The organism is Stieleria sp., from assembly GCF_041595215.1.
Classification (GTDB): Bacteria; Planctomycetota; Planctomycetia; order Pirellulales; family Pirellulaceae; genus Stieleria; species Stieleria magnilauensis.
In genome coordinates this window covers 1-6,845 of record NZ_JBFHKV010000399.1, presented here as the reverse complement: position 1 = coordinate 6,845, position 6,845 = coordinate 1, and the positions used below count along the sequence as shown (strand labels likewise).

Below are 6,845 nucleotides of genomic sequence, written 5' to 3'. Positions count from 1 at the left end.
GTCCGTTGATCAAACCGCACAGGATGCCGACGCCCAGTCCGAGGGCGAGTGCGGCGGCGATCCATGTCGCCGCGCCGGCTTGGTCGGCCGGAATCGTGTAGTCGCGAAACGCGATCGCCAGCGCGGTCCCGCTGAGTGTCAACGCGGTACCGGCGGACAGGTCGATGCCGCCGGCGATGATGATCATCGTCATGCCGAGCGCTGGGACGGCGATCAGGGCGGCGGAATTGACGATGACGCGGGCGTTGCGCGGCGAAAAGAACCGGCCGCTGCCGAATTGCCAGTCCAGCAGCGCGAACAGTGCGATGATCGCCAGTAAAGCCAACGTCGGCCCATGCCGAAACGAAGTCAGCCAATGCAATTTATTTCGTCGTGTTTGGTTTTCGGTCATCGTTCTTCCACGGCAGCCAGTGCCGCCACCATCAATTCCTCTTCGTCCCATTGATCTGCATCACGCGTTTCGGCAAGCCGGCCACGCGTCATCACGCCAACTCGATCACAGACCGCCAATAATTCCGGCAGATACGAGCTGACAAAAATGACCGTTTTCCCGTCGGCCGCCAACTCGCCCATCATGCGATAGATTTCCGCTTTGGTGCCGACGTCGATTCCCTTGGTCGGTTCATCCAGCAGATAGATCTCCGCGTCTTGAGCGAGCAGCCTCGCAATCGCGACTTTCTGTTGATTGCCGCCGGACAGTTCGGATACCGACTGGCCGGGATCTTGGGCTTTGATTTCGACTTTCTTGATCCACTCTCTGGCGTCGCGCAGACGTGCCTTCAAGTTGATCCAACCGGCGGTGGTGTATCGATCGTGGTTGCCCATCGCCAGGTTTTCGACGATCGACAGGTTTTGCGCCAAGCCTTCGTTCTTGCGGTCTTCGCTGAGCAGTCCGAACCCGGCTTTGCGGCGCCCGCGCACGTTGTGTGGCAGTCGTCGTCCGTCCAGTCGCACATGGCCGGCATAGGTCGGTTCCAAGGCGAACAGGCAGCGCAGCAATTCGGTGCGTCCGGCGCCGACCAGTCCGGCGACGCCAAAAATCTCTCCCCGACGCAGTGCCAGCGAAACGTTTTTGGGCATCGGCGCCGCACCCAGGTCTTCGACCTCCAGACGCACCTCGCCGATTTCGTGGGGCACCGAGGGGAACAGGTCGTCGACGTCGCGGCCCACCATCAGCGAGATGATTTGGTCATCGGTGATCGACGCCAGTTGGCCGCTGCCGACGGAATTGCCGTCACGAAGGACCGCGTAATCATCCGCGACGCGGCGGACTTCTTCCAAGAAATGGCTGATGTAAATGATCGCCAACCCGCGGCTGCGAAGGTTGTCGATGATTTGAAACAACCGGTCCACGTCGGCTGCCGGCAGCGAACTGGTCGGTTCGTCAAACAGGATGATCTTGGCGTCGCTGATCAGGGCACGCGCGACTTCGATCAACTGTTGCGTGGCGACGGATTGGTCGCCGGTACGGGCTTTGGGAGAGACGTGATGGAGTCCGACGCGATGCAACGCTTCGGTGACCGCAGCGCGTTGGTTGGATCGAAACAGCGTTCCCGCGCCGGTGCCGGTGCGTCCCAGCATCACGTTGTCTTCGACGCTCAAGTCGGGTGCCAGGGTCAGTTCCTGATACACGATCGCGACACCGCTGTCGCGCGCGTCGATGGGGCTGGATGGACGGTAAGGTCGGCCTTCGAGCGACATCGTTCCGGCGTCGGCACGATGCGCGCCGCTGAGTGTTTTCAGCAGCGTGCTCTTGCCCGCGCCGTTCTCGCCGATCAATGCCAACACGCGACCCGCGTGGGCCGACAGCGAAACATTTTCCAGTGCGATCGTGGGGCCGAACCGTTTGCTGATTCCGGTGACTTCGAGCAACGGGTTCACTACAGCGTTTCGGGTTGGAGCAGTTTTTGATACTTCTCTTCGTCCATGTTCTCCGGCGTCGCCAGGTATTCACCGGTGCTTTGAAACGCTTCGGCGGATTTGCCGTTGAGCGAATCGACGAGCGTGATGACGGATTGATACCCCATCTGCACGGGATCTTGCAGCACGATGCCGTGGCAATGGCCGTCTTTCATCGCTTGGATCAGGGCGTCGCTGGGGTCAAAGGCGATGAATTTGATTTTGCCCGCCATGCCTGCGTTTTTGATCGCTTCCAGCGTTCCGTTCGCGTTGGGTTCGCAGACGGCAAAGATCCCCGACAGCGATTCGCCGTGCAGTTGCAGCAGTTGGTCGACCTTTTCTTTGGCGCTGGTGGCGTTGTCACCGGCGTATTGGTCGGAGGAGACGACGGTGATGTCGGGGTACTTCTTGAGTGCGTCCAAGTAGCCGTTTTCGCGTTGTTCGGTGCTTTCGCTCCCAGCCAGATAACGCAGCAAAATGACGTTGCCTTTTTCGCCGATCGCTTTTGCCATCGCGTCGCCGGCCATCTGACCGCCCTTGAAGTTGTCGGTCGCGACGTAGCTGACGATCTCGGGGCCCTCGTCCAGTCCGCTGTCGAAGATCACGACCGGAATGCCTTCACCGATCGATTCTTCGACCGCGTCGACCAAGCCGCCTTTTTGGTTCGGTGCCAAGGCGATGCCGTCGACGCCCATTGTGATCATGTCCTTGACGACTTCGATTTGGCTGCCGGTGTCGCTTTCCTCGACCGGGCCACGCCAAACAATTTCGACGTTGCCGATTTCTTGGGCCGCCTTCTCGGCGCCGAAGTGCACCGATCGCCAGAACTCGTGGCTGGTGCCCTTGGGGATCACCGCGATGCGGAGTTGTTTGCCGTCGGATGCGGAGTCCGCGTTGGACGCGGAGGAATTGTCGGACGAAGATTTACAACCGGCCACGATCAAGGCGATGACCAGCAGCGAGGCGAAAGACACAGGAAAACGTTTCATGGGAGCCTTCGTAGCGATCGGGAGGAGAGGAGGGCAGGGGAACCGCAATGATAGCCGATTCAGCACGCGGCGTGAGCCAGTGGCGCGTCGGCGCAGCCGCCCCGCGGCGGTCGTCGACGCGTCCCGCTGGGATGTCGCTCAGTTGAGCAATCCGATCGCCTCGGGGAGCGATTGCAGCAGTTCCACGCAGGTCATGGCGGGCTGGGAGTGGTTCGCCGCGGCGATGTCACCGGCCAGACCGTGAACAAACACGCCCAATCGTGCGGCGTCCCAGGGCGAAAGTCGTTGGCCCAGCAGTGACGTGACGATCCCGGTCAAGACGTCACCGCTGCCGGCACTGGCCATGCCGGGGTTCCCCGTGTTGTTGACAAACCGCACGGCGCCGCGGTCGTCCGCTGGGCGACCGACCACGACGGTCGGTCCGCCTTTGACCACGATCGTCATGCCGTGTGTTTCCACCAGCGATTCCGCCGCGGCAAGTTGGCCGTCGCGATCGCCGGCGGAGACTCCCGTCAGCCGCGCCAGTTCGCCGGGATGGGGCGTCAGGACGAGCTTGGATTGATCGCGGGGCAGGGCAGGGGCCTCCAGCAGTTGGTGCTCGGACAACAGGTTGATCGCGTCGGCGTCCATCACACGCAGGCAATCGTTTTTTTCCAACAACGATTCGACGATCCGCAGCGAACCCGGACCGGTGCGCATGCCCGGACCAACGCCGACGGCATCAAATGAATCGATCGATGGCACAGTTGCCGACAAACTGAATTGACCGTCACCGGTGTCGGCCAGCGGGATCGTCATGATGCCGGGATGAAAGCCTGCGACGGTTTCCAGGCAGCGATCCGGGATGGCCGTCGAAACCAGTCCCGAACCGGTTTTCAGTGCCGCCATGGAGGACAAGGCGATCGATCCCGCCATGCCACGCGAACCGCCGATCAGCAACACGCGTCCGAAGTCGCCTTTGTGCGCATCGGAGGCACGGGCGGGGAAGGGCAGGGGAGGCGCGGGGTGGGACATGGGGGAAGACGGCGGCCAAGGGAGGGTTGGGAGTGGTCGGGTCGGTGGACCGATCGGATTTCAGACCATCATACAGGCCACGCATACAAGGCCACGCACACGCCGCGAAGAATTGGGGACGGACTGAAACGCCCGCCGCGTTTCGCTAAGCGGAACGTTTAAGTTGTCGGACGACCAGTCCCGCCAAGTAGGCCGCTTTGAACCCGGCGTCGATGTTGACGACGGCGACGTTGGACGCACAGGAACTGAGCATCCCCAGCATCGCGGTCAGCCCGCCGAGGGTCGCGCCGTAGCCGACGCTGGTCGGGACGGCGAACACCGGGACACTCAAGTGAACGCCGACGGCGGCTGGCAGGGCACCTTCCATGCCGGCGATCACGACCACGGCGGAGGCCTCACGCAAGTGCGGCACCGCGGCCAGCAGCCGGGCCGGGCCGGCCACGCCGATGTCGTCGAATTGTCGAAACGGGATTCCCATCCAGTGCAGGGTCTCGATCGCTTCTTCGGCCACCGGAGCATCGGTGCTGCCGGCGGTGACCACGGCGGCGTGCGCGATTTCGGCCGCGTCGGGAACGGCGGCTGCATCGTTTGAACGTGGCAGTGGAGTCGGCAGTGGCGGTTCGGAGATCCCGGCGGTCAGCGTCCTGGCGATCGGGTTGAAACGCACACCGGGGATTTGGGCTTGGACTTGTTCGGCGACCGCGGCGGCGACGCGTGTGGCGAAGGACGGTTGCCCGGCGTCTTGTTGGGCCTGGATGATGCCGGCGATCATGTCGGCCGGTTTGCCGTCGCCATAGATCACTTCGGGGAACCCGCATCGGCGCTGGCGATCCAGGTCCAGGGTGACGCGATCGGTCGCCGTGCCGCCGCCAGCGTTTGAGCCGCCAGCGTGTGGCGTCGAGAGGGGGCCAGTGGTTAGGGTGGCCAAGGCGTCCGACGCGCTGATTCGGCCGGTCGCGACATCGGTCAGCAGGCGGGCCAAGTCGTTGGGATCGGGTTGATGCGGCGGATGGTGCGGCGGATGGAGAGGCAAGGAACGGCCGTGAAAAGTCGGGGAGTGGGACGGGTCGGGGCAGGGCAGGGGAGTCTTGGTCAAAGCGGGGTTCGCAACTCGACGATGCGCTGGTCCAATGTGCTGCAGTTCCATGTTATCCAATCAGGGTCGCCCGGGCGAAGGCGACGTCGCGAGCCTAGAATGTGTCCCCCAATTCCGGCGGGCCAGCTCCGGCGCGTTCGGTGACCCCCCAACCTTTCACTAGACAGCATCAACAAAGGCATTTGTTCATGTCGACCAAAAAATGCGTATTGGCGTACTCCGGCGGTCTGGATACCTCCGTCATCCTAGGATGGTTGCAGGACCAAGGTTACGAAGTCCATGCGGTGTATGTCGATTTGGGGCAACCCTGTGAGGACCGCGACGCGATCATGCAAAAGGCGCGGGATTGCGGTGCGGCTTCAGCGAAATTGATCGACGTCCGCGAAGAATTGTGCCGCGACTTTGCCTTCCCCGTGCTCGCCTGGCAGGCCAAATACGAACAGATCTATCTGCTGGGAACCTCGATCGCGCGGCCGTTGATCAGCAAGGTTTGTCTGCAAGTGGCTCGCGAAGTGGGGGCGGTCGCGTACGCCCACGGTGCGACCGGCAAGGGCAACGATCAGTGTCGTTTCCAGCTGGCCGCCGAAGCACTCGATCCCACGGTGGAGATCATCGCACCGTGGCGAATCAAGGCGTTCCGTGACGCGTTCCCCGGCCGAACCGAATTGATCGCCTACTGTGCCGAGAAGAACATTCCGGTCAAAGCGTCGACCGCCAAACCGTACAGCAGCGACGAAAACGTCTTGCACATCAGTTACGAGGCGGGCGAGCTGGAGGAATTGGACGTCAACGGCGTCGAACTGGTCGAATTCGGGATGGGAGTCAGCCCCCAGGAAGCTCCCGACGAAAGCGAATCGGTGACGATCGGGTTCGAATCGGGCGTCCCCACCACGCTCAACGGCCAGACCGTCAACGCGTTGGAAATGGTCGAACGGCTCAATGACATCGGCGGTCGAAACGGCATCGGTCGAATCGACATGATCGAGAACCGTTTCGTTGGAATGAAAAGCCGTGGCGTCTACGAGTCGCCCGGCATGACGATCCTGTACGACGCGTTGATGTATGTCGAGCAATTGACGATGGACCGCGACCTGATGCACCTTCGTGATCGGCTCGCTCCGGAAGTCGCCGAGATGGTGTATTACGGATTCTGGTACACGCCCAAGATGGACGCCCTGATGTCGTTCATCAAGCAAGCCCAAGCAATCGTAACCGGCGAAGTCACGCTGAAGCTGTACAAGGGCAACATCTCGGTCGACTCACGAAGCAGTCCGAACAGCTTGTACGACGCCGAAATCGCGACGATGGAAGGCGGCGGGTCGTACAACCAAGATGACGCCGAAGGCTTCTTGCGGATTCAGGGCTTGCCCAGCCGAGTCCAAGGCACCGTGACGCCGCGGAAGTATTAAGGCGGCCCAGAGGTTCCTGGGGCAGCGCAACCCTGGGCTGCAAAAAGTTCGGGGTTGACGATCTTCTTCCTTTGCGCTGGTTTCATTCTTGAAATGCCTGGCGCCCGTTTTCCCATTGCAGGACACGGAGCAAGAGATTGAAAATTGAAAATTGAAAACTTCCAATTGCAAATTTGCATTTTCAATTTTCAATCTTCCGTCCGCCCAGGTTCCTCACGACCCATCCTGTCTCGGCTGAAGCGAGGCCGAGCGGTGATGGAAATCAAAAGGAAGCGAAGTCGCGTAAACCGAACAGAGTGTCAACACCAACGTTTTAGCGGTCCAGCGCAACCCTCGCAAATGCTCGGTTCGCTTGCCCCGAGCTATGGATATGCATTCCCCTTGGGCGGTTTGCCGCTTGTGTCGGTGCCAATGGCCTGTCGTAGAGGGGGGCAGGGG

At 61.5% G+C, this 6,845-nt stretch carries 5 protein-coding genes and 1 pseudogene; 1 reads left to right on the top strand and 5 read right to left on the bottom strand.

Annotated features, from left to right (window positions below; translation table 11 throughout):
* The 5 genes and pseudogenes from ABX749_RS16225 to larB all read right to left on the bottom strand — a co-directional run.
* Positions 1 to 391: pseudogene (locus tag ABX749_RS16225) on the bottom strand (hypothetical protein); the annotation flags it as partial.
* Positions 388 to 1,881, bottom strand: a complete 1,494-nt coding sequence (locus ABX749_RS16220; RefSeq protein WP_372896892.1) for a sugar ABC transporter ATP-binding protein — start codon at positions 1,879 to 1,881, stop codon at positions 388 to 390. The pseudogene ABX749_RS16225 and the gene ABX749_RS16220, both read right to left, overlap by 4 nt.
* Positions 1,881 to 2,888: a substrate-binding domain-containing protein gene (locus ABX749_RS16215; RefSeq protein ID WP_372896891.1), complete on the bottom strand. Its 1,008-nt coding sequence runs from the start codon at positions 2,886 to 2,888 to the stop codon at positions 1,881 to 1,883. The genes ABX749_RS16220 and ABX749_RS16215 overlap by 1 nt, the downstream gene beginning before the upstream one ends.
* A gap of 138 nt (positions 2,889 to 3,026) precedes the next feature.
* Positions 3,027 to 3,902, bottom strand: a complete 876-nt coding sequence (locus ABX749_RS16210) for an NAD(P)H-hydrate dehydratase (protein WP_372896890.1) — start codon at positions 3,900 to 3,902, stop codon at positions 3,027 to 3,029.
* 145 nt (positions 3,903 to 4,047) lie between these two features.
* Positions 4,048 to 4,935, bottom strand: a complete 888-nt coding sequence (gene larB, locus ABX749_RS16205; RefSeq protein WP_372896889.1) for a nickel pincer cofactor biosynthesis protein LarB — start codon at positions 4,933 to 4,935, stop codon at positions 4,048 to 4,050.
* 251 nt (positions 4,936 to 5,186) lie between these two features.
* On the opposite strand from larB, the gene ABX749_RS16200 reads away from it, so the two are divergent.
* Complete coding sequence (locus ABX749_RS16200) at positions 5,187 to 6,407, top strand: argininosuccinate synthase (protein WP_145219909.1); 1,221 nt, start codon at positions 5,187 to 5,189, stop codon at positions 6,405 to 6,407.
* Positions 6,408 to 6,845 lie beyond the last annotated feature (438 nt).